Source organism: Candidatus Rickettsia kotlanii, from assembly GCA_030295365.1.
Lineage (GTDB): Bacteria > Pseudomonadota > Alphaproteobacteria > Rickettsiales > Rickettsiaceae > Rickettsia > Rickettsia kotlanii.
This window is the reverse complement of the sequence record AP027062.1, coordinates 1,181,794-1,204,030: the sequence shown is the minus strand read 5'-3', so window position 1 is coordinate 1,204,030 and position 22,237 is coordinate 1,181,794. Positions and strand designations below refer to the sequence as shown.

Sequence of the window (22,237 nt, the reverse complement as noted above, 5' to 3'; positions counted from 1 at the left end):
TTAAAACTGCCACGGTAAGTTATTTTGTTTCCAGCCTTTATCTTGATTATTTCCTTCAAAGCCGTCACTAACATTATAACAATTTTTATAACCTATATTAGTTATAAAATTTGCTGCGATAAATGACCTACATCCTGAACGGCACAGGAAAAATATTATTGCATGAATTTTATCGTTAACGATAGATAAAAAATTATCTTCAAAATCTTTATTCAATTGCCAACTTAGAAAGACCACCTTATTTTTATTATCTAAATGAGGTATCCCCACTTGCTGCCACTCTTCTCTAGTTCTAACATCTACAAGAAAAGCATTATCATTTGAAATTAGCATATCATAAGCTTTTGTAGAACAGATATTTTGAACCGACATATTTACGCTTTTTTGCTGTTATTGATAATAAAAGTTAATAGAATTTTACCCATGTAGAATGGATTTATTAGAGTGCTGAATTATTAAAGCATTTTAAAATGATCTTGGTATCTGATTGTTTTAATAATATTATTATAAAAAAATTTTGCAAGATGTTATAGATGAATAAATTAAATAAAAACTCTTTACAAAAGAAACTTTTTTACCGTAGTAAAAATCGCGGTTGCAGAGAAATGGATTATATACTCGGTAGCTTTGCTGAAAAGTACCTATCCTTAATGGATGAACAAAAACTTGGAAGCTATTCTTTAATACTTGATCAAAATGATAATGATCTTTATAATTGGATTAATAATAAATCTTCTGCTCCTTCTTATCTAGATGCCGAAATAATTGATAAATTACGCAAAATAGCAAAAATATAAACTCCTGTAGAATGTTACAACAAAAAGTCCCGGCAGCTGCTAAATCTTTCTTTGCAATTGATAATTTTACTAAGAATCTTAAGCAAGATCTCATCTTGAGTGCGAGTAATGAAGAGGAGGCGTTGCAATTATACAAGCAAGCTTTATTTTTTTCTTCTAATGAAAATATTTATTATTTTCCAAGCTATGATACCATTCCTTATGACCATACGTCACCAAATGCCAATATCTCATCTAGACGTGCAGAAACATTAACCAAGCTAACAACAAATAATAGTAATAGCAAATTACTCATCACTCATACAGCGAACTTATTAAACAGATTACCACCGAAAGATTTTTTTGCTAAATATTTTTTGAAATTATCCCCTAAAATGAAATTTACTACGGATGAGCTTGCTATGTTTCTAGTAGAAAATAGTTTTACAAGAAATGCGAGTAGCATCGATGCCGGGGAATTTGCGGTTAGAGGCGAAATCATTGATATAATATTGCCCGGTCCTAAAGCTTATAGAATTCATTTTAGCTGGGGTTATATTGAATCAATAAAAGAATTTGATATTGATACACAAATTTCGACTAAATCTTGCAAGGAGCTTATTATTAGTCCTGCAAATGAGATAGTTTTAAATAGTGAAACTATAGGTAATTTTAAGAATAATTACTTACGAAATTTTGGAGTTAATCATACTGATAATGCTTTATATGAGGCGGTAATATCTGGAAGAAAATTCGCAGGATATGAACAATTACTCCCGTTATTTTACGATTCCTGCTCTAACTTAATAGATTATTTAAACGATCCTATTTTCATATTCGATAATTTGTCAAAACAAGCCATTTTAGAGTTTGAACATAGTTATAACGATTTTTATTCAGCAAGGTCAGAGGCAAATAAACTTAAATTTAATAGTTTCTATCCCACCCTTTCACCGACTAGCTTATACTTTACCGCTTCTGAAATAACGGAATTACTAGAACGAAAAAATAATATACTACTTACTTTTGAAAACTCAGAGCAAGCTAGCTTAATTGAAAATATAGCTGCTACAAGTTTTATAGAAAAGAAAACGGTTTTCGATAAATTATTTGAGGTTATTAAAGCAAATTCTCATAAGAAAATTATTATAGGCTCAAGCGTTTTAAGTAGTTTTGAGCGAATCAAAAGCATAATTCAAAATTATGAATATAAATATAATGAGATAAATAAATTAGATGAGGCTAAGGCTTCAATAATAAATGTTGGGATAATTCCTTTAAATCAAAGCTTTTATACAAAAGAATATTTATTTATTACCGCTAGCGAATTATTAGAAGAAAAACCTGGTTCTACAAACACTGACAGAAAACTTAAAAATATCTTGTTGGAGCTTGATAATTTAGCTGAAGGCGAATTTGTTGTTCACAAAGATCATGGAATAGGGCAGTTTTTAAAGCTAGAAGCTTTAGAAATCAAAGGTAAACCACATGATTTTTTAAAGATTTTATATGCCGGTAATGATAAATTATATATACCAGTTGAAAGTATAGAGGTAATAAAAAAATATGGCAATGATAATGCGGAGCTTGATAAGCTGGGTAGCGTTGCATGGCAAAGAAGTAAGGCAAAGCTTAAAAATCGTATAAAAGAGATAGCACTGCATTTAATACAAATAGCAGCTAAAAGGAAACTTAATAGTAGTGCTCCCATTGAATTTGACCTTGAAGAATATGATAAATTTTGTGCTAATTTTCCTTTCAGCGAAACGGAAGACCAATTAACCGCTATAAACGATATTAAAGAAGATCTAAGAAACGGTATGTTAATGGATAGGTTAATATGCGGTGATGTCGGGTTTGGTAAAACAGAGGTAGCAATGCGTGCCGTCTTTATGGTAGCAAAATCTCTAAATGAACATTTACCTCAAGTAGCCGTAGTTGTACCGACAACTATTTTATGTAGCCAACATTTTTCAAGGTTCATAGAAAGGTTCAAAGGTTTTGGTTTAAATATCAAGCAATTATCTAGCATCATTAGTTCTAAAGAAGCAAAAATTATAAGATCGGAGCTTGAAAGCGGTAAAATAAATATAATAATAGGCACTCATTCTTTATTACATAAAAATATAAAATTCTTTAATTTGAAATTGTTAATAATCGATGAAGAACAACATTTCGGTGTCAGTCAAAAAGAATTTCTTAAATCACTAAAATCCTCTTCCCATGTACTTGCAATGTCGGCAACACCGATTCCTCGAACGCTGCAAATGTCAATGACCGGTTTAAAAGAACTTAGCATTATTGCAACACCGCCTCTAAACAGGCTGGAAGTTCGTACCTCGGTTATACCGTTTGATCCCGTTATTATCAGAGATGCATTATTACGCGAACATTTTAGAGGCGGAAGAAGCTTTTATGTAGTCCCAAGAATTAAAGATATAGAGGATATCGAAAGACAATTAAAACAAATTGTGCCGGAATTAAGCTATAAAATAGCTTACGGAAAAATGACTCCGAGTAAAATTGATGAGGTTATGAGCGAGTTTTATGCCGGCAAATTCAATATACTAGTCTCAACTACTATTATAGAATCAGGGATTGATATAGCCGAGGCAAATACCATGATCATACATAAGGCTGATATGCTGGGTCTTAGTCAGCTATATCAATTGCGTGGTCGCATAGGTCGAGGTAAAATGCGGGGTTATGCCTATCTAACGGTAGCAAGTCATAAAAAGATGACATTGCACTCCTTAAGACGCTTAGAGATAATACAAAATAGTTGTACTTTGGGCTCAGGTTTTACTATTGCAAGCCGTGATATGGATTTACGAGGTTTCGGTAATTTGGTAGGTGAAGAACAATCAGGACAAATTAAAGAAGTAGGTACAGAACTCTATCAAGAAATGCTAGAAGAACAAATAGCTATTTTTAAAGATGAACCGATTGTTTCAGAACAACCATTTATCCCGACTATTAATTTAGGATTATCCGTCTTTATTCCAGATAGTTATGTAGCCGATGCAGCTCTTAAACTTGGACTATATAGAAGAATAGGTAATTTAAGTACAGAGATAGAAGTAGAGACATTTAAAGATGAGATGATTGATAGATTCGGTTTACTACCGATTGCATTTAATAATTTACTTGATATTGTAAAAATAAAACTATTATGCTTTAAATTAAATATTGAAAATCTAGATTCAGGAGATAACGGATTTGTAATTAAATTTTATAAAAATGCCGATATGACTGATAAAATTTTAAAATTCGTTAGTACTTACTCTGATCAGGCAAAAATCAAACCAGATAATAAATTAGTATATATCAAGAAATTAGTAGATAAAAATATAATTGTTGAGGCAAATCAACTACTTTGGAATTTATCAGAGGTGTAGACTCGATGTCATTCCTGCTCCGTTATTGCGAGCAGCCACAGGCTGCGTGGCAATCTCATGAAATAATAACGAACTCCTGAGATTGCTTCGTCAATTGCTATGCAATTTCCTTGCAATGACGGTAACACATTTTTAACATAATAAATATGTCCCATAACCTAAAGCAATTATTTCAACAACATAACGTAAAAGGTTTGTCGATTAATTCTAAAACCGTTAAGGATAAAGACGTCTTTTTTGCGATTAAAGGACGGAATACTGATGGAAATGATTTTATTCAGGATGCTTTAAGCAAAGGTGCAGTATTAGTAATTACGGGCAATAAAAAAAATATTGTTATAGATAAAGTAATTTACGTAAAAGATGTGCAGGCAGCTTTATATGAAGCCATAGAAATATTCTATCCTAAAAAACCAAAGGATCTAATAGCCGTAACCGGTACTAATGGTAAAAGCTCGGTAGTATCCTATATAGCTCAAACGTATTCATTACTTGGGCAAAAGGCAGCATCTATAGGTACGATAGGGGTAGAAATATTTGGCTGCGTTAATCTTATAAATAATAATGTACCGGAATTAACAACTTTAGACTATTTAAGCTTTAGAAAAATTGCTCATAATTTAGCTGAACATGGTATAGAATATTTAGTTTTTGAAGCTTCTAGTCATGGTCTTGATCAAGCAAGACTTAGGGAAATAAAAGTAAATATTGCATGTTTTACTAGCTTTAGTCAGGATCATCTAGATTACCACCATACAAAAGAAAATTATTTATTAGCCAAACTGAAATTATTTATAAATCATTTATTACCGAACGGCATCGCAATATTAAATTCTGATATAGAAGAAATAGAGTTTGTTAAAGATTATCTACATAATCATAATATTGAATTTATAACCGTTGGGAAAAAAGGTGATTTAGAAATAACTAGAATTAACGGTTCTTTAAAAGGACAAAATATTAATTTTACATTTAATAATAGAGAATATAATTTTAATACCCCGATAATTGGTAGCTTTCAGGCTAGTAATTTATTAATTGCCGTGCTTAGCATTCATTATATTGGTTTTGCTTTTGATGATGTCATAGATTCTTTAGTAGAAGTTAAAGCAGTAAAAGGCAGAATGGAGAGAATAGATAACACTAATATCTTCGTTGATTATGCCCACACTCCGGACGCTCTTGAAAAAGCTTTAACGGAACTGAAAAATATTAAATTACGTGATAGTAAGCTAAGTGTAGTTTTTGGTTGCGGCGGTAATCGTGATAAGGCAAAGAGAAGTCTTATGGGGCAAATAGCTGCAAAACGTGCCGATGCCATTATAATTACAGATGATAATCCACGCAATGAAGACCCAAAGCTTATTAGAGCTGAAATCATAAGCGGTATAGAGAAAGCAGATTATACAGAAATAGCAAATAGAGAAGATGCTATTAAATACGGTATAAATAATTTAAAACAAGATGATATCTTATTAGTTGCCGGCAAAGGTCATGAAAATTACCAAATTATAGGCGATAAGAAACTACCTTTTGATGATGCTGAGGTTGTGAGGAAGTGTGTAAAAGTTTGTCATTCCGTGGCTTGACCCATGTATACCGGACAGTTTTAAAAAAACTTGATGTCATCCTCGCGGAAACGGGGATCAAATAACTTCAATATTAATACAGAAGTTACATATTTGATAAAATAAAACAATATAAAAAGCAAGCTTTTTATATGTTTACTGGCTTCCCCGCCTACGTGGGAATGACACAAACAAGCCATACAACAACACATAAATAACAAAAACATATGATCTGGAACTCTAAAACTTTAAGTGCTGTTCTCGGTATAACAATCTCTAATTCTATAAATTATAATGAAGTACAATTTAATTCCAAAGATGTTAAAAAAGGTGATTTATTTATAGCACTTCACGGTAATAGAGATGGTCACGATTATGTTCTAGATGCAATAGATAAAGGAGCAGCAGCCGTAATTATTAGTAAGCGAGTAGAAATCAATGATAAAGATAAAATTATCTTAGTCGATGATTGTTTTGAAGCTCTACAAAAAATGGCTTTATATAAACGAAAGAATTCAAAAGCTAAATTTATAGCTATAACAGGCAGCGTCGGTAAAACTTCTACCAAAGAAGCACTGAAAATATTATTACAACATGATTTTCTAGTTTTTGCTAGCCGAGGTAACTTCAATAACAAACTCGGTATGCTTGTTAATCTTGCTTCAATGGCTGATGATGCGGAATATGCTATTTTTGAGCTTGGCATGAACCATAAAGGTGAAATAAGAGAGTTGGTTCAAATATTAAAGCCGCATATTGCCATGATTACTAATATTTCGGAGGCTCATTTAGAATTTTTTAACTCGCTTGAGGAGATAGCTGAAGCTAAATGTGAGATTTTTGCAAATTTTAGCAAAAATGATATTGCCGTTATTAATGCCAATACTAATTGCTATAACAAAATATTATCGATATTAAAAAACCTTTCTATCACCGATATACATAGCTTTGGTAGATCATCTAAAACTTCAGCAGAATTAATTTTATATGAGAACCTAGGAGAGCAAGTCTACTTAAAGTATAAGATAAATAATAAAGTCTTAGATGTAACGATACCGTTTATTCCTCGGCATTTTACTGAAAATTATACCGGTGTACTTTTAATTATCGATATATTAGGTAAAGATATAGAGATAGCTGCAAATCGCTTAGCAAATATTTCTCCTACTAAAGGAAGAGGGGAAATTATCAATATACAAAATTGTCGTGTAATTTGTGATTACTATAACGCAAGTCCGCAGTCAATGAAAGCTGCATTAGAATATTTAAAACAAGTACCTGCTGAGAATAAAACTGCTATAATAGGCGATATGCTAGAGCTAGGAGAAAATTCTAAACGATTACATGAGACACTAGTGCAGTACATATTAGATGCCGCTTGTTCTAAGGTCTATTTAGTAGGAGTAAATACTAAATATATTGATGATTTACTACCTTCCAAAATAGCTAAAAAATACTTTAAAAGTGTTGATGAATTAATTACGCATATTACGGATTTATTTGAAGGTAATGAGCTTATTCTAATAAAAGGGTCCAGAGGCATAAAACTTGATAAGATTGTTGATTATTATAAATAAATACACTAGGATATTCTTAATATTGTATGGTTTGATTGCCCGTCATTGCGCGGAAATTACGTAGTAATTGACGAAGCAATCTCAGAATGTTTGACAAGATTGCCGAGCAGTCTACGACTGCTTGCAATGACGATTTGGTATCCATGCACAATAAATAGCATCAAAATATACTTTTAAATTTAAATCTACAAATGTTATACAATCTTTTACTCCCTCATATCCATAATTCACATATAGCTAATTTATTTCACTATATTACTTTTCGTAGCGGTCTTGCTATTATTATAACTCTAAGTCTTAGCTTTATCACGGGTCCGATATTAATAGAATTTCTGCGATCTCTTCAAAAAAACGGTCAGCCTATACGCTCAGATGGACCTGAATCACATCAAACAAAAGTAGGTACTCCGACAATGGGGGGTATTATGATTATTTTGTCTAGTTGTCTTTCTACTTTATTACTTGCTGATTTAACTAATGAATATATTTGGATTACGTTATTTGGTTGTATTAGTTTCGGTATTATAGGATTTATGGATGATTATGCTAAGGTAACTAAAAATAATCATTACGGAGTAAGAGGGAAAAGTAAGCTTTTACTTCAAGGAATTATTAGCTTCATTATATGTGTTTTACTAGAATATCTAGATAAAAGTCCAAGTCATTTACTTAACATACCGTTTTTTAAAAATTTAAGTTTGGATCTTGGTTATTTTTATATAGTTTTTGCTATATTTGTTATAGTCGGCTCTTCCAATGCCGTGAATCTAACAGATGGGCTTGATGGTCTTGCTACCGTTCCTATTGTCTTTACTGTCGGTTCTTTTGCTTTAATAAGTTATTTAGTAGGAAATCTAATTTACTCGAACTACTTACAGCTAACCTATATACCGAATACCGGAGAGTTAACGGTGTTATGTGCGGGATTAGTCGGTAGCTGCCTTGGATTTTTATGGTTTAATGCACAACCGGCAGAAGTTTTTATGGGCGATACCGGTAGTTTAAGTCTTGGTGGTGTGCTTGGTATTATTAGCGTTATTACTAAGCATGAAATAGTTTTAGCTATAGTTGGCGGCTTGTTTGTTATTGAAACGGCATCCGTAATTTTACAGGTATATTACTTCAAAGCTACTAAAGGAAAAAGAATATTTAAAATGGCACCGCTCCATCATCATTTTGAAAAACACGGCTGGGCAGAATCAAAAGTCGTAATAAGATTTTGGATTATTTCAGTTATATTTGCTCTTATAGGCTTATCATCCTTAAAATTACGTTAATTATATTCGTTTATCTATCTTTTTATCAAAAATACATTACATAAATTAACTTTCTTTTTGCTTTTGTACAAGAAACTTATTATAATACTGATATTAATTTATAGTAGGTGTATGGCATGGCTAAAGAAATAGATATAAATAAATTATTAGTACAAGAAAGCAATGCTTTAAATACTATATTAAACCAAGTAAATGAATTATGCGAACAAAATAAGCATTTGCAAGGTTTAATCGAAATACAAAATGAAACTAAAGCACTAGCAAAAGAACATAATAGATCGCTGCCTTGGTTTAAAAGATTTGTAAAAACAGTTTCTAATGTAAAGTATATTTTTATAAAAAGTGAAGAACAGTTAACAAATGAAGCAATAAAGTATAATAATAAAATATTAAAAGATATTGATAATAAGATATATAATATAGCGGAGAAATCTTCACCTTTAAAGCAAGAATTACAAGAAGAAATCGCAAAAAATTTTAAGGATTTAGCAAAGAAAGATTTATCTAAAGATCAAAGAGAAAGATTATCGGCAGTATTTTTTAGTTATAAGAGTAAACCTGAAAGATTTTCAGCTCTATATATGACAAATCCCTTACAATTCATTAATGCTGAAGAACTAGAGAAACAATATAATTCTTTAAATGCTACAAAACAAAACATCCAAAATTTAATATCCGCAAATTTTAATATCAAAGAACTTAAAGAAATACAAAAACAGGTTGCTGAAATTAGGGCAGAAGTACCTTATACATTTTTTGAAAAATTAAATAATATTTGGCAAAATGTTAAAAATGTTTTTGTAAATAATAGTGAGCAGGTTTTAGCAAAAAACAAAGAGAGTAATACTAGAACAATTAGAAAGATTGATGAACAGTTATATAAAACAAAGCATAAATTTGAGGAATTAATTAAAAATAAAGAAAGAAATATTAGTGATATAGTTGCAAAATTACCTGACAATGAGGAGTTACAAAAGATAGTAAGTAACCTTACAAATCACATGGCTTCAAAAAAAGAACCAATATTAGCAAATTCATCCTTAGCTAAACCTTTGGAAAATAACATTCCACCGCCACCGCCGCCTCCTTCTTTACCGGAAAATAACGTTCCACCACCGCCACCGCTGCCTCCTTCTTTATCGGGCAATAACGTTCCACCACCGCCACCGCTGCCTCCTTCTTTATCGGGCAATAACGTTCCACCACCGCCACCGCTGCCTCCTTCTTTATCGGGCAATAACGTTCCACCACCGCCACCGCCACCACCACCTATGCCTACGATGACTCCGGCTGAGACATTATCTAAGCCTGTAGAAGCTACTACGGTTAAAACACCAGAAAATCAACCACGTCCTTCTATAGATACTGCTGATTTAATGAGAGAAATAGCAGAGCCAAAAAAACTAAAAAAAGTTGAATTTGACCCTAATACAGGAAAACCAGTTGCACATCCTCATAGTAAGCCTGCTCAGAATGTTGACAAACCTAATGGAGTTGCATCAATTTTAGCACGAAGAATTGCTATAGAGGTGAGTGATAGTAGTAGCAGTGAAAGCGATAGTGGTAACTGGAGTGATGTTAGTGTTAATAGGCATAAATCAAAAATGCTAAAAACTAAAGGAGAACGAGATGCTAAAGTGACTGTGCATGCTCAAAAAATTCTAAATAATAAGCACTCACAAAAACCATCATTTGTTAGATAATAAATGTCATTCCCGCAGGAGCGGGAAGCCAGTAAAATCTATAAAAAACTTGTTTTTTAGGTTTATTTTATTAATTATAGTTATGCCGTCATAAAGAAGTCCTTTAAGAGCAGCTTCAGCCGAAGGATATAAGTTTTAAATTATTTAATATCTATTATTTAAGAAATAAGGAGGATTTTCAAAAGCAGTCAAGGACATACACAAGTTTGGTATATTAAAGAAATACTTTACAAGAAATTAAATTTAACCATTGCTGCTTGTTTTTTGTATTCATCAACAGTATTAGTAACTGCATCAAATATTAATGACGATATAACAAGAAAATTCTAAAAAAATTATAGTTATGTAGTGACTTATGATAAAGATATGTCCTCAAGAGCGAGTAGCGATGCTGCTATGTCATTAATTGAAGGTTACCGTCAATTAGATGATGCTATGTTTGCCGATTCAGATAATATAGCTGTATGTAGCAGTAAAGAAGATCTTAAGTTATATTACAAGGTTTACTGCTACATCTTGGATTATGGTAGGTAATCATGAAATAGGAGGTTATGGAGCAAGAGCAAAGCATTCGATTTAAAAGTAACAAAATATGCAGTAGATCCTTTTGAGGGTACAACATATTTTAAAACTAAAGATTTTAATTCTTTGCAAGTTCATAAGCAAATTGCTATAGATATAGGGGGAATGCAAGCAAGTTATTTGTTATCTGAAAATATTAAAGATAGATACATGACAAGTAATAAAATTAATCCTACTTACGGTATAGGTTATTTATAGACAAGACTAGATCAAGCAGGTTATATTTTTAGTACTAAGTTTGATGGCAAAGATAAAAGCGGTAATGATATAAATGCATATGTAAAAGCGATTAACTCCATATACGGTAAAAATTATATTACTAAAAATAAAATTCGTTCATATGCTTCTTTAGATTTATTTGATCCATTTTTATTCTATTCAGGATATTCATTTATAATGAATACTAACTTAAATGATATTCCAATGATTGAATTAGAACCGGTTAAATATTTACCGGCTACTAGAGCGATACTTGCTCCATACGGTTTAGAGCGTGGTTTAGTTAACCATTTTGTCATTGATAACAAATATTTAAGTTAATATTAATTACGGCAAAAATCAAAAATTTAAGTCTTACGGTGTTGGAGTTAAAGCTAATAACTTAATCAAAGTTGAATTTATTGGTTTAGGTTTAGAAGCAATATTTTGGAATCAGCCTAAAATGTTAACTGCTGCCCCTTTAAAAGAAAGTTGTAAGCAAGATGGAATTGAAGCCGTTAATTTTGAGCTTAGCTTAAATGAAACATTTAAGAGAGTCAGCTCGGACAGTTACAAAACAGCGTGATTTATAGAAGGTATGGCCTTTAAAATCCTCAGCTATAGTTAGAGTAGGGTTAGAATTAGATTTATAAGAGAGAGCTTTGTTGCATGATTAATATGTCATTCCTGTGAAAGCAGAAATCCAGAAAAAAGCACAATACATCGAGCTTTTAATTTTAAAAACTTACTGTGTATGTACCGTTTAATTACTGGATTCCCGATTTTGCAAGAATGACATATTAGTCATAATTTGTATATTTTATTATTCTTCTTTTATTATAAAGTGTATATAAAAGTGTATATATTTGTATATAAGATAATTATGACTATATATGCTAACTATTTTAGAAAAATTCTTATTCTCTTCTGTAAAAACGTTTATCAATATACGTGAAGATACCGTATCTGCTCTTAAAAGGCTTGATATTAACAATATTCGTGATTTATTATTTTATCTACCTGTTTCATATCAAAATAAAATATTATCGCCTAATTTAACTGAAGTTAGAGACGGTGACATAATCCAAACAGAAATTGTAGTTGAGAGCATTAATTTACCACAGAAAAGTAGTCAGCCTTTAAAAATTACAGCTAGAAATAATACTGGTTCTTTGTTATTAGTGTTTTTTCATAAACCCCCACCGTTTATTTTTAATAAGCTGCAAGTTGGTACTTCTCATATTATCAGCGGAAAGGTACAATTTTTTGATCATTACTTACAAATTTCGCATCCTGAATTTATTGTAAATCCTAAACTCACAAAAGAAATAGAGCCGATTTATTCCCTGACATATTTACTTAGTAATAAGCAGTTATATTCATATATCATAAAAGCAATAGAGATATTTGAAGAGAAGTGTAAAAGTATAGAAGATAAAGAAGTAAAAGATTATTTAGATATTATATTGCAGAATTTGCAAATGTTGCATGTTTCCCGTCATTGCGAGGAGGCATGTATGCCGACGAAGCAATCCAGTAATGTAAAATTAATAAATTCTAAATTGCCGCAGCCCCTAAAGGGGCTGCGCAATGACGATTTATATACTAACGCCAAAAAACAACTAGCAGCTAAGGAGCTTATCGCTAATCAAATATCTCTTTTAAATATACGTACGCAAATAAGTAGAAGACGAGGTAATATTTACTCTAAAGCTGTATCTATTCAAGCAAATATATTAAATGAGTTAGGATTTGAGTTAACTTCTTATCAAAAGCAAGTCATAGAAGAAATAGAGCGTGATCAAAGAGATAAAATAGAAATGATGAGATTGTTGCAAGGCGATGTTGGCTCCGGTAAAACTTTGGTAGCTCTGTTGACGATGGTAAATGTGGTAGCCACTGGATTTCAAGCAACGCTTATGGCTCCAACTGATTTGCTTGCCAATCAGCATTATGAGTTTTTTGTTAAAGCTTTAAAAAATACTAATATAAGAGTCGGATTACTTACAGGTAAGATACTGGGGGCAGCTCGTAAAAATATTATGATACAACTTGACAACGATGAGATTGATATATTAGTCGGCACTCATGCTTTATTTCAAGAAAAAGTAAGTTTTAAGAAACTAGGTTATATAGTTATTGATGAGCAGCATAGATTTGGGGTGCAACAGCGTTTGAGTTTAATAAATAAAGGAGTAAATCCCGATGTGTTAGTTATGACTGCAACGCCGATTCCTCGAAGCCTTGCACTTACTATGTTTGGTGATATGACTATCTCAAAGCTAATGGGTAAGCCGAAAAGTCGTTTACCTATCGCTACAAATACCATGTCCGTTAATAAGATAGAGCATATTATAGCAGCAATAAATAAGAAGCTTATTGCAGGTGAGCGGGTATATTGGATTTGTCCATTGATAGAGCAGGGAGAGAAGAAAGAAACGCTGGAAGAGGATAGTTTTTTGATGGATGTGATGAATCGTTTTAACTCTATTGACAATATCTATCAAGGTTATACCGGTATTATTCACGGTAAGATGAAGAACGAGCAGAAAGACCAAATAATGAAGCAATTTAAGGAAGGTGCAATTAAGATATTAGTTGCAACAACCGTTATTGAAGTCGGAATAGACATACCTGAAGCCACTTTGATAATTATTGAAAATGCTGAGCAATTTGGTCTCGCTCAACTTCATCAGCTTAGAGGTAGAGTAGGGCGGGGTAGTTTGCAGTCATATTGTATATTGTTATACAACCCTAAAAGGCTTAGAAAAGTTGCACGAAGTAGGCTTGAGATAATGAAACAAACTAATGATGGATTTTATATAGCTGAGCAGGATTTAAAACTTCGAGGTAGCGGTGAGATTTTAGGAGTAAAACAAAGCGGCGAAATCGCATTTTTCTTCGCCGATTTAGCGGACGATTATGACCTACTTCTTAAAGCGCATAAATTTGCGGAAATAGGCTCAAAAGGTAATGTAAATTTTGTTAACTTTCAGATAAAGCTCTTCGCCAAATCTCAAGTAAGCGAGTTAGTTTAGTTTGAAGATGCTATTTCCGCTTGGTATTGGCGGGTTGTTGCGTGGTTTGATTTTTACCGTCATGGCGAGAAGAATTACGCAGTAATTCGATGAAGCAATCTCGTGCCAAAGTCCTGAGATTGCCGTATTCCTTTCAATCGCTTGCAATGACGAAAAACCACACCGTGCAAGTAAGCTTTTTTATAAAATGAAAATCTAGAATACTATAAGTTAAAACTAATCCTGTGTGATTTCAGCAAGTCTAGTAAACAGAGCATCAATCATATCCCAGCTTTTTTTGAATAGTGAGTAAAGAAGAATCATTAATGTTTATTTGTTTTAATAAATCTATTCCCATTTGTTCATGTCCAGGATCAAGATGCATATGTGTTTTGAAATGTTTTGCTGCTTTATGATTCAAAAATATTGATCCTAGTTTTTCATAAAATATAGTAGTACAAGACTCTATTACTAAATGGACAAGGACGGCTCTTTCACTATCTCCAAGAGTCATCGTGTAAACCAAGAACCTAAGGGCTTAAAAATAGAATCTGTAGTTTCTTCATTATTTTCTAGATTTTGGAATAATTCTATATTATGTCCAAATTCATCGGTAAGATGCTCCCATGCAAGTTGTTGAAATTCTTTTGTTTCAGAAAACACTACTCTTGCTAATACCATTTTTTGAAATTCGTCTGATCAAATCAGAAAATGTTTAAGAAATTTATTTTTTCGTAGCATACTATCTAACTTAATTTTAAATAGTTTGTTTTTTTTAATTGCTCTTTATATTGTTCATTATCCAAAATTAAATGATTTATTATATTCATATATTTAATTATCAATTTATTTAAATATATTATAATATTAACTAAATTACGCTATCACTAATTATTAATGTTTATTTACCAATTTTTAAAACCATATGTGTGTTTATAGATGAATATGAATTGTAAGATCATAATGTGTATGCAGTAAATATATAAAACATTGCGACTTATCCATTTTAGATTTATAGCTACTTTTTGTAAATAATTGCTTAGGATCATTAATATATAGGTCATTATTAAGAAATTGAAGTTTAAAATTAAGTCGGTATTTGAAAAATTAAACTCATTAAAGGAAATCGCAAGAGTAAAAAGAGTTGAATGCACGAACAAGACAAAAATTGCTATAAAACAGCAAAGTTTTAAGTTTGCCTGCTCATGTTTTGAAATAAATCCAAGTATCATTATAGCAATTACAAGAGTCCCGTAATCAATCAAAGTCCAGCTAATATGCCACAATAGTACCATTATAATTGCATGACAATAACCGCTATAGAAAAAGCGAGTTAAAAAATTACGAAAATAATAAATATACCATTGCCCTAAATAGATAGAGATTAGAATATTTGTAGTAAGAAACTGTTTAAATAGTACAGTGGTATATATTTGTAATAAAACACCGAATATTATTATATGGGTTTTTGGTTTCTCATGAAAATTATAACCGGCAAAAAAGCAAAATATTGGCATAGCTGTACGACCTATGATCCGCATAATTGTTAATTCAGGATATAGATATAAACCTACATGATCAATGATCATGGCTATAATAGCTAAGGCTTTTAGCCAATCCTGATAATTTGATTGGTGCTTATTGCTTGTTATTATCATAATTAACCGCTTTTAATAAATATGCCATACCGAAAAATGCTCCCATTCCAACTGCAATTGTACTACCTAGCATACAGACTTTAATCAGTAAATATTCTGAATAAAAATATTCTAAATAATAATGCTTTATTAAAGCAATTATAATAGACATTAATGTACAGCATAACAAAATTTTACCGCAGAAAAGTTTTATACCGGCTTCTATATGAAGCTTATTTTGTTTTGTAGTATAGCTATATAATAAACCTAGATTATACCAAGCTGCAATAGATGTACCAACTGCAATACCGATATGTTTCAAACAATCCATTAATAATAGGTTCATGCCAGTATTAATTATTATTGAAAATAAGGTTATTTTGAGCGGTGTTTTAGTATCTCCGTTAGCATAAAAAATAGGAGTTAAAATTTTTGCCAAAATAAAAGCAGGAAGCCCAAGTGCAAATGCAGAAATAGTTTCAGCTGTATTTATAGTATCTTGGCTTGTGAATACTCCTCTTTCATAAATTATATTAATAATCGGATGAGATAGAATTATAATACCGAATGTAGCAGGCAACGATAATAACAATCCAATTCTAATAGCATTATTCTGTATTTTTTTTGCAGCTACTATATCATTTGATTTATAGATTTTTGACAGCTCAGGTAGCAATATAGTAGAGAAGCTAGTACCTATTATTGATAAAGGAAATTGATATATCCGGTCGGCATAAGCTAATATAGAAATAGCACCTTCAATAAAGCTAGCAATAGATTGGGATATGAAAAGGTTTAATTGCTGTATGCCAGAGCTAATGGTTGCCGGTCCCATATTAATCAAAAGCTTTTTTACATCGGGATCGCTTGGATTAAAAATTATCGGAAAGTTTAAATCTGCTCTTTTCACACAGACAAACATAAAAGAAACTTGTAATATTCCGGCCATTATTAAAGATAAGCTTATTGAGATAGTAGATTCTATATAATGATCAAATGTTAAAGTAAAAATTATTACGCATATACTTAAAATAACCGGTGAAAAAGCAAATGCAGCGAATTTTTTTACAGAGTTTAATATTCCGCCAAGTAGAGCTGTTAATGACACAAATATTAAATAAGGTATTGTAATTCGGCATAAAAATACCGTAAGCTCAAACTTTTCTTTTTTACCGTGAAATCCAGGAGCAATAAACAGCATTAATTGTGGCATGAAGATTTGCATTAATGCTATTATTACTATTAATGTCAGAAGTAAAAGGGTAAAAACCTCACCTGAAAAATTATTAGCGGCTTTCTTAGAAATAAGCATTTTTTCATTATAAATAGGAATGAATACGCTTGATAATGCTCCTTCTGCAAAAATTCTTCTAAATAGATTCGGTAGTTTAAAAGCAACATTAATGCTATCACCCATAGGCGTAGAGCCGAATAATGATGCAATAAACTGTTCACGCACTAAGCCAAATATGCGAGAAATTAATGTGAAAAAAGCTACTACGACTCCTGAACGAAATAATCGACTTCTTGCATAACGTGCTCCTAAAGGTAATTTGTGCGTCAATCCGGTACTCGCATCCTCACGTACTAAAGTGTATGCTGCGGTGTTGCGTTCTGTGTTTCCTTCAAATTCCTCTTTATTAGCTACGTTATGCAAGAAGTCTGTCACTGTTTGTTTTTTATCTTATTTTTCTGATGTCATCCCCGCGGAGGTGGGAATCCAGTAAAACCTATAAAAACAAGTTTTTATAGGTTTATTTTGTTAATTAATATATCATTGTTGAGATTGGGATTAAGGCTACTTTTGCTGGATTCTCGCCTCCGCGGGAATGACATCAAGCACCATGCAAGCAACGTCGTGAATTCTTATCCCTAGCTGACCCTATCTATTCCTTCATTGATTAAAGCGTCTGCTTTTGATTTATTTTCCCATCCAGTAACTTTAACCCATTTGCCTTTTTCTAAATCTTTATAATGCTCAAAGAAATGCACGATACGTTTCTTGAGCATGTCACATAAATCATCTAGCTCTTGAATATGATCAAAAGTAATATCGAGCTTAGAAGTTGGTACTGCGATTATTTTCTCATCAAGCCCTGATTCGTCTTCCATCATCAATACGCCGACTGCTCGGCATTTTATAACCGACCCAGGCACTACCGGATGATGAGCTACAACAAGTACGTCTACCGGATCACCGTCATTTGAAAGAGTATGAGGAATAAAACCGTAATTGCATGGATAGCTCATGGTAGTTTGCATAAAGCGATCAACAAAAACTGCTCCTGATTCTTTGTCAAACTCGTATTTGATTGGACCGCTATTCATCGGGATTTCGATAATTACGTTTATTTCGTAATTATTTGCTTTTGCTTTGATTTTATCTATAAACATATTTTTATTTATTTGGTTGGTTTAGTGATTTTGCGTCATTGCAAGGAGAATTACAACGTAATTCGATGAAGCAATCTCAGGCCTATTTTACTAGATTGCCACGTCGCTTCGCTCTTTACAATGACGTTGTTATTGCGGAGGTCTGTAATTCTCATCATGCTTTGCAAGTAATTGTTTTGCTATAAATTTCCCGTTCGATAATTGCCCGATGGCAATAATTCCTTGTCCTTTACGAAATAGAGCCGGAAGGGTTCCTTGATATAATATCTCTAAATCCTTAATATTATCGGTAATAACAAAACTTATCTTATCATCAGCAATTTTATTTATTGAGTCTGTTTTAACAAGCCCACCGACTCTTAATTCTTTGTCTTGTTCTATTTCATTAATTTTTGACGGTGGCAAAAAAAATACTATATTTTTCTCTAAATTGTAAAGTATTATACTAATTCCTAAACATGCTGAGCAGAAACAAACAATTATTGTTATTAATCTATTGCTTACTCTCTTTTGCATTCAAGTTCTGTTTATTTTTCAATGACTTGTAATTTAAAAAACTTACAATTAACAATATCGCTAAGGTTAAAAAGGTAAATAAATACGCTACCGATATATAATTATTCATTTCTTAAAAATTCCATAATTTCCCTAGGTGAAGAATCTAAATAGAAATGTTTCAGATATTTTCCGTTTGCATCGATTAAATATGTAAAAGATGAATGATCAAGCATATAGTTCGGGTCGTCATCATCACCATGCACACGAGCATAGAAAATCTTGAATTTATCAGTTACATCTTTTATTTGCTGTTCGTTACCGGTAAGACCTATAAATTTCGGATGAAAATGTTTTAGATATTCTTTAAGTGCTATAGGAGTATCACGTTTTGGGTCAATAGTAATAAAAACAGGTAGAATATCTATTTGATGTTTATTTAAAATTTCTACAATCTCCGTCATTTTATTTAGAGAGGTTGGGCATATATCAGGACAATTAGTAAATCCAAAGTAAATGAGGCTTAAGTTGCCTTTCAACTTATCACTATTAAATATCTCTCCATTTTGGTCTATTAGTTCAAAATCACCACCGATTTTTACGTTATCTTCATAGATATTAACTTGACCAGCAAGCGGTTTTTTAGGCGTTCTTAAAGATAACAACAAATATAATGCTCCTACTCCTATTAATAAGCTAATTACGATAATTATTTTTATAACATTTGACTGTATTTTCATAAGATATTATCCATTTTTGCGTTGTTATCCTAGTGGGTCCTGCTGTATGGCTCTTATGTCATTCCTGTGAAAGCAGGAATCCAGAGAAAAGTAAAAATGTTATACCTGTGGCTTGACTACGGTATCTTGTATCATAGGCCGTGTCCTGAGATCCCGCAATCAAGTTGCGGGATGACATTAAAGGTTACTGGATTCCTGCTTTCGTGGGTATGACATAAAAAGACCATACAACAAAGTCTACTCTTTTACACAAGCCTTAATTTTTTAGGTTTAAAATATTTGACCCAAATATCTATTAACAATTTAGTAATGATAATCGCCGAAAACATTGAAGATATAATCCCGATCGTTAATGCAACGGCAAAACCTTTTATTGCACCTACTCCAAATATATAAAGTAAAAAAGCGACAATTAAAGTAGTTAGGTTAGCATCAAGGATAGTGGCAAATGCAGATTCAAAACCGGTTCTAATAGCATAAAGATTAGAAACTCCTTTATGCAGTTCCTCTTTAATTCTTTCGTAAATCAATACATTAGCATCAACAGCCATACCCATAGTGAGTATTATTCCTGCAATTCCTGGCAGAGTTAAAGTCGCTTGGAAAAGTGAAAGTAAAGCTAAAATATATAACAATGCAAGGCTTAAGGCTATATTGGCAAATACACCAAGCACACCGTAAGACCAAACCATAAATATACACACTGCTATAAATCCTATAAGTCCTGCCTTTTTGCCCGACTCTATAGAATCAGCACCCAAATTTGGACCTATACTTCTCTCTTCAATAATTTTAAGTGGGGCAGGAAGCGAACCGGCTCGCAATAATAGTGCAAGCTCATTTGCCGACTCAACGGTAAAATTCCCTGTTATTATACCACTTCCGCCCATAATCGCTCCGTTTATCGTTGGAGCACTTAGTAATTTATTGTCTAAAACTATAGCAAGGCGTTTACCGGTATTATTTTTGGTTATTTCACCAAATATTTTACTACCTAAATTGTTGAAAGAAAAAGCAACTACCGCTTGCGAATTTTGGTCAAAAGAAGCTGAAGCAGTTGTAAGCTGATCCCCACCCAAAACAACTTTTTTCTTTATAACGACATAATACTCCCCATGACTTTTGCTATCTCCCTTAACTAGCATTGAACCTACAGGGACATGTCCTTTTACTGCTTCTTCGATATTGGCATTTTCATCAACTAAATGAAAAGTTAGCTTTGCAGTTTTCCCTAATATATTTTTTAGGTAAGAGGGATTTTCTTCACCGGGAACTTGCAGTAATATATGCTTATCACCTTGTTTCTGTAGGATCGGCTCTTTAGTGCCGGTACTATCAACTCTCATGCGAACGATCTCAATAGATTGGTCTACTACCTTATTAAGTAAGTCATTTAATCTAGATTTGCTGTAGCTAAGCTTTATTTTATTTTCATTGACTTCAGCGATAATTTCTGGATCGATTTTATTAATTATTTTCTTTAACGGCTTTAATTTCTCAGGCGATTTTACTTCTAATTGAATGCTATTTTGTCTAACTAACAGATTTTTATAGCCGATTTTATCCTCACGAAAATTTTTGCGTAAAGTGTCGGCAAGATTTTCCATTGAATCATTTAAATAGGTGTCAAAATCAACATCGAGTAATAAATGGGCTCCTCCTCTAAGGTCAAGTCCTAGATTTACTGAATCATGAGGCAGAAACTTAGAGTTTACCTGCATGAAATTAGGTAAGGTACAAATAACCGCAAAAACCGTACATATAATTGAAAGAAAAATTTTCCACTTAGGAAGATTTTGCACCGCCTACCTTCTTATCTTTTTTGTTGTTTTCTTTTTTTACTGCTACTTCTTTTGTACGACTAGTTATATCGATAATAGCACTTTTTAAAACTTTAATACGTACGTCTTTAGCTATTTCGATTTCAATATTATTGTCATTTTCACTTACTTTAGTCACAATACCGTAAATGCCACTATTTGTTAGAACTTCTTCACCTTTTTTAACTGTACTTACTAATTTCTCTCTTTCTTTGCGTCGTGTTTCTTGTGGACGTAATAATAAGAAGTAAAATACAGCAAAAATTAAAATCATCGGTATTAAGCTTGTTAACCCCGATTGTAAAGAATTTGTTTCTACAGGCACTCCCTCAGTGTCTTGTATTGCTATAGTGTCGTTATTATTTGCCTGACTATCTTGCATATTTGCTGACATATGTAATTTCCTAATTGTTGCGTCTTCTCTGTATAACCTCTTTCTAAAAGTAATTTGTATACCGCAGATACTTCAAAAGTTGGAAGCCAAATAAGTAGTGAGCTTGCGGAGCGTAGAAAACTACGTGAACAAAGACGAAGCCCAAAATTTGACGTACCAAATCTTGAAGTATCTGCGGTATACATCAATCCGGTACATCTCACGTACCTTTTTGTATGCTACGGTGCTGCGTGCCGTATTTCCTTAAAATTTCTCTTTATAAGATAGGTTATGCACTAAGTCTAATAAAATAAAAATAGCTACCTAATAGCTTTAATGCAAGGGTAAAATAATAATATTAAATATATTTAAATGTATTGTATACTAATATAAGTTATCACAAAACCGATAAATGGCTATTTTTATGATAGTTATAACTACTAGAATTTCTAATGAACTAGATATGATACTTTCTAATGTTGCTAAGGAAATCGATAGACCAAAAGGATATACTATACGTAAAGCAATAGAAAGTTATATAGAAGAAAAAGCAGATTTATTAATTGCTTTGTCTCGTATAAAAAAAGGAGAAGAAGTAATTTCATTAGAAGATATTAAGAAAAAATATGGTTTAGAAGATTGAATTTATGATAAACTTACACTGATGTCATTTGCAAAAGGG

20 protein-coding genes and 1 pseudogene are annotated in these 22,237 nt (G+C 32.1%); 12 read left to right on the top strand and 9 right to left on the bottom strand.

The window, feature by feature from the left end; all coding sequences use genetic code 11:
• On the bottom strand, nt 1-372 hold the full coding sequence (locus QUD19_RS06660; RefSeq protein WP_498808097.1) for a rhodanese-like domain-containing protein: 372 nt from the start codon (nt 370-372) through the stop codon (nt 1-3).
• Between the two features lie 161 nt (nt 373-533).
• Here QUD19_RS06660 and QUD19_RS06655 point away from each other — a divergent pair, with 161 nt between their 5' ends.
• The 10 genes from QUD19_RS06655 (at nt 534) to QUD19_RS06610 (ending at nt 14,117) form a co-directional block, all read left to right on the top strand.
• Complete coding sequence (locus QUD19_RS06655; RefSeq protein ID WP_498808096.1) at nt 534-797, top strand: FAD assembly factor SdhE; 264 nt, start codon at nt 534-536, stop codon at nt 795-797.
• An 11-nt stretch (nt 798-808) separates the two neighbouring features.
• Nucleotides 809-4,174, top strand: a complete 3,366-nt coding sequence (mfd, locus tag QUD19_RS06650; protein WP_498808095.1) for a transcription-repair coupling factor — start codon at nt 809-811, stop codon at nt 4,172-4,174.
• A gap of 146 nt (nt 4,175-4,320) precedes the next feature.
• Nucleotides 4,321-5,763: a UDP-N-acetylmuramoyl-L-alanyl-D-glutamate--2,6-diaminopimelate ligase gene (locus tag QUD19_RS06645; protein ID WP_498808094.1), complete on the top strand. Its 1,443-nt coding sequence runs from the start codon at nt 4,321-4,323 to the stop codon at nt 5,761-5,763.
• A gap of 206 nt (nt 5,764-5,969) precedes the next feature.
• Complete coding sequence (locus tag QUD19_RS06640; protein WP_498808093.1) at nt 5,970-7,319, top strand: UDP-N-acetylmuramoyl-tripeptide--D-alanyl-D-alanine ligase; 1,350 nt, start codon at nt 5,970-5,972, stop codon at nt 7,317-7,319.
• A gap of 191 nt (nt 7,320-7,510) precedes the next feature.
• A complete protein-coding gene (mraY, locus tag QUD19_RS06635; RefSeq protein ID WP_498808092.1) occupies nt 7,511-8,596 on the top strand; it encodes a phospho-N-acetylmuramoyl-pentapeptide-transferase in 1,086 nt (361 codons plus the stop codon).
• Between the two features lie 116 nt (nt 8,597-8,712).
• Entirely contained in the window at nt 8,713-10,299 is a 1,587-nt protein-coding gene (gene rickA / locus QUD19_RS06630; protein ID WP_498822859.1) for an Arp2/3 complex-activating protein RickA, read from the top strand.
• A gap of 348 nt (nt 10,300-10,647) precedes the next feature.
• The gene (locus QUD19_RS06625) at nt 10,648-10,833 is read left to right on the top strand and encodes a hypothetical protein (RefSeq protein ID WP_498808090.1); all 186 of its coding nucleotides are present in this window, start codon (nt 10,648-10,650) and stop codon (nt 10,831-10,833) included.
• Between the two features lie 114 nt (nt 10,834-10,947).
• Entirely contained in the window at nt 10,948-11,079 is a 132-nt protein-coding gene (locus tag QUD19_RS06620; protein WP_498808089.1) for a hypothetical protein, read from the top strand.
• Between the two features lie 198 nt (nt 11,080-11,277).
• Complete coding sequence (locus QUD19_RS06615; RefSeq protein WP_498808088.1) at nt 11,278-11,421, top strand: hypothetical protein; 144 nt, start codon at nt 11,278-11,280, stop codon at nt 11,419-11,421.
• A 551-nt stretch (nt 11,422-11,972) separates the two neighbouring features.
• Nucleotides 11,973-14,117 (top strand): ATP-dependent DNA helicase RecG, encoded by a 2,145-nt coding sequence (locus tag QUD19_RS06610; RefSeq protein WP_498808087.1) that lies wholly within the window; start codon nt 11,973-11,975, stop codon nt 14,115-14,117.
• 216 nt (nt 14,118-14,333) lie between these two features.
• On the opposite strand, the pseudogene QUD19_RS06605 reads toward QUD19_RS06610, so the two are convergent.
• From QUD19_RS06605 to yajC, 8 genes and pseudogenes are all read right to left on the bottom strand, one after another.
• Nucleotides 14,334-14,926: pseudogene (locus QUD19_RS06605) on the bottom strand (hypothetical protein).
• 75 nt (nt 14,927-15,001) lie between these two features.
• Nucleotides 15,002-15,754 (bottom strand): TraX family protein, encoded by a 753-nt coding sequence (locus QUD19_RS06600; protein ID WP_498808086.1) that lies wholly within the window; start codon nt 15,752-15,754, stop codon nt 15,002-15,004.
• On the bottom strand, nt 15,735-17,297 hold the full coding sequence (murJ, locus tag QUD19_RS06595) for a murein biosynthesis integral membrane protein MurJ (protein WP_498808706.1): 1,563 nt from the start codon (nt 17,295-17,297) through the stop codon (nt 15,735-15,737). Before murJ ends, QUD19_RS06600 begins: the two co-directional genes overlap by 20 nt.
• Before the next feature lie 308 nt (nt 17,298-17,605).
• Entirely contained in the window at nt 17,606-18,127 is a 522-nt protein-coding gene (ppa, locus tag QUD19_RS06590; protein ID WP_498808085.1) for an inorganic diphosphatase, read from the bottom strand.
• 129 nt (nt 18,128-18,256) lie between these two features.
• On the bottom strand, nt 18,257-18,643 hold the full coding sequence (ccmE, locus tag QUD19_RS06585; RefSeq protein WP_498808084.1) for a cytochrome c maturation protein CcmE: 387 nt from the start codon (nt 18,641-18,643) through the stop codon (nt 18,257-18,259).
• Nucleotides 18,644-18,744: 101 nt separating this feature from the next.
• A complete protein-coding gene (locus QUD19_RS06580; RefSeq protein ID WP_498808083.1) occupies nt 18,745-19,362 on the bottom strand; it encodes an SCO family protein in 618 nt (205 codons plus the stop codon).
• Nucleotides 19,363-19,607: 245 nt separating this feature from the next.
• On the bottom strand, nt 19,608-21,164 hold the full coding sequence (secD, locus tag QUD19_RS06575; protein ID WP_498808082.1) for a protein translocase subunit SecD: 1,557 nt from the start codon (nt 21,162-21,164) through the stop codon (nt 19,608-19,610).
• Complete coding sequence (gene yajC / locus QUD19_RS06570; RefSeq protein ID WP_498808081.1) at nt 21,148-21,576, bottom strand: preprotein translocase subunit YajC; 429 nt, start codon at nt 21,574-21,576, stop codon at nt 21,148-21,150. The genes secD and yajC overlap by 17 nt, the downstream gene beginning before the upstream one ends.
• Nucleotides 21,577-21,630: 54 nt before the next feature.
• Between yajC and QUD19_RS06565 the strand changes: the two genes are divergently transcribed.
• Both QUD19_RS06565 and QUD19_RS06560 read left to right on the top strand, forming a co-directional pair.
• A complete protein-coding gene (locus QUD19_RS06565; protein WP_498808080.1) occupies nt 21,631-21,843 on the top strand; it encodes a palindromic element RPE5 domain-containing protein in 213 nt (70 codons plus the stop codon).
• Between the two features lie 124 nt (nt 21,844-21,967).
• The gene (locus tag QUD19_RS06560) at nt 21,968-22,198 is read left to right on the top strand and encodes a DUF6290 family protein (protein ID WP_498808079.1); all 231 of its coding nucleotides are present in this window, start codon (nt 21,968-21,970) and stop codon (nt 22,196-22,198) included.
• The last annotated feature ends 39 nt before the right edge of the window (nt 22,199-22,237 follow it).